This is a genomic window from Nostoc sp., assembly GCF_036917535.1.
Lineage (GTDB): Bacteria > Cyanobacteriota > Cyanobacteriia > Cyanobacteriales > Nostocaceae > Nostoc.
Genome location: NZ_JBALDA010000022.1, coordinates 1 through 1,943 on the forward strand (window position 1 = coordinate 1; position 1,943 = coordinate 1,943).

2 protein-coding genes are annotated in these 1,943 nt (G+C 48.6%); both read right to left on the reverse strand.

What is annotated here, in order from left to right; translation table 11 throughout:
• Positions 1 to 72: 72 nt before the first annotated feature.
• Positions 73 to 1,146, reverse strand: a complete 1,074-nt coding sequence (locus tag V7K56_RS07935) for an FAD-dependent monooxygenase (protein WP_334909242.1) — start codon at positions 1,144 to 1,146, stop codon at positions 73 to 75.
• 85 nt (positions 1,147 to 1,231) lie between these two features.
• Positions 1,232 to 1,744: a quercetin 2,3-dioxygenase gene (locus V7K56_RS07940; protein ID WP_334909243.1), complete on the reverse strand. Its 513-nt coding sequence runs from the start codon at positions 1,742 to 1,744 to the stop codon at positions 1,232 to 1,234.
• Positions 1,745 to 1,943: the final 199 nt, after the last annotated feature.

A 1,943-nucleotide genomic window follows, 5' to 3' on the forward strand; every position in this document is an offset into this window, starting at 1 on the left:
GTGGAATTTCTACTTGATAGCTGCATAAATTGATGAGTGAAAGTGAGAATTCTATTTCATCATTTTTTGCTCTTATTTAGCGACAAGTCTAATATCACGGATGATCGGCAGTCTCTCTTCCTGGTAAGTGTTCAGCAGTTCTGGAGCCGCTTTGCCGTGCCAAACCATAGCTAGCTTCCAACTCAGGTCGATCATGTCCTGAATGCCTGTGTTCATCCCCTGTCCACCTGCCGGGCTATGAATGTGAGCCGCATCGCCGCCAAAGAAGATGCGGCGCTCCCGTAGTGTATGCAGCATACGGCTGTTGATCCGAAACCGAGAACTCCAGGTCATATCTCGCAGTCGCGCAGGAATGTGCGAGTTCTCGTCATAGAGCTTTTGCAGCTTTTCCAAAGTCGGCTCGTCGTTCGCGTGCTGATTTGGATCGGTAGCCATAAACCGGAAGTGGCGATCGCCTATTGGAAAAACAGCCATGAAGCCATGTGCAGAGGTGAATATCGAGAGTTCATCGTCAGGAAGATTGCCGTCGAGATGTAGGTCTGCCAAGGCATAATTCTGGTCGATGGATTTACCCTGAAATTGCAAATTCAGGGTACGGCGAACCAGGCTGTGTGAACCTTCGGCGCTAATTAGATAAGCTGCTTCCAGTTCCTCAAGTTCCCCTTCGCGGTTACGGAGTACAGCCTTCACACCACCCTGTCCAGGTTGAGCGGACGATTCTGATTGAGCAAACGCAATCATCTCTGTACCGTGCTCGATTTCAACATCCTGGCGAACCAGTTGCTCCCGCAGAATGCGTTCTGTTTCCGACTGAGGAATGAGGATGATGAAGTTGTAACGGCTCTCAATCTGTTCAAGGTGTACTTTACCCAAGCGCTTGCCATCTCCATAGATGGTAGCTGCGGTGCCTTTGTTGCCAATTCGCAGCATCTCTTGGATCAGCCCGCGCTGCTCGAAGAGTTCCAATGTGCGACTCTGCACAGCAAGAGCGCGAGATGTAGTGGAAGGTGACAGCAGCTTATCTACAATGCGGACAGGAACGCCGAGGCGAGAGAGTTCCATCGCTGCTGTCATTCCCGTTGGTCCCGCGCCGACAATCAGCACTGGACGAGGACTGCTTGTTGTCCATTTGTCTTGCTCGTTCATAAAGAATTCTGTTGTTGATAGCTAGTACTGCAAATGAGCGATCGCTTTTTGAAGCCAAGCTTCGGCTGATTCGGGATTAGCTAATTTAGTTTTTGTAACCTTGCAAGAAGTTGGTTTTCGCCGCAGGATACTTTTGAATGACTTGCTCCATCGCTCGTAATGGTTGTTCTATGGTAGAAGAAGGTATCGAAGCGGGAGGTAATGTGCGTGCCTTCGCGGGTTCAGCCGTCTCTATAATCATGTACTCAAACCCTGCGGGCACATAGGTGTTGATTAGTCGTACTATTTCCGAATCGACTTGAAACGCATGTTTGGTGCCCCGGGGAATGGACACAAACGATCCAGCAGTTGCTTGGATCGGTTGGTCTTCCACAAAGAAGGTGGCTTCACCTTCCATAATGTAGAAGGTTTCATCTGCCGCCTCATGAATGTGCGGCGGTGCTGCCAGACCGTGCGGGATCAGCTCTTCAATACAGGAATAGGCTCCATTGGTATCTTCGGCAGTTGCCAGCATAATCCAGAGAATGCCCATCCCCCAATAGGCGCGACCTTCAGCATTGTTGACTTCAAAAGCTTGTGGCTTGTTTTGTGAGTTCATAAGTACAGTGTTATACCAATTCGCAATTCGCAATTAAGAAACCTAGATGCAGCAAGAGTTTTGTGCTTTGTATCTGTTGCCTTCTTTTAGAGAATTGGTGTTAACCCTCTCCTAAGAAACCGTATTTACTTCGGGCTGAGGAACAAGCTCAAAACCTAAAGCTAGAGCCTTTTTTTGGAGGTTATTAATAACTCGTTGT

Coding starts and splice junctions, on each gene's coding strand:
- V7K56_RS07940 (WP_334909243.1), bottom strand. CDS start 1,744: ATGAACTCACAAAACAAGCCACAAGCTTTTGAAGTCAACAATGCTGAA.
- V7K56_RS07935 (WP_334909242.1), bottom strand. CDS start 1,146: ATGAACGAGCAAGACAAATGGACAACAAGCAGTCCTCGTCCAGTGCTG.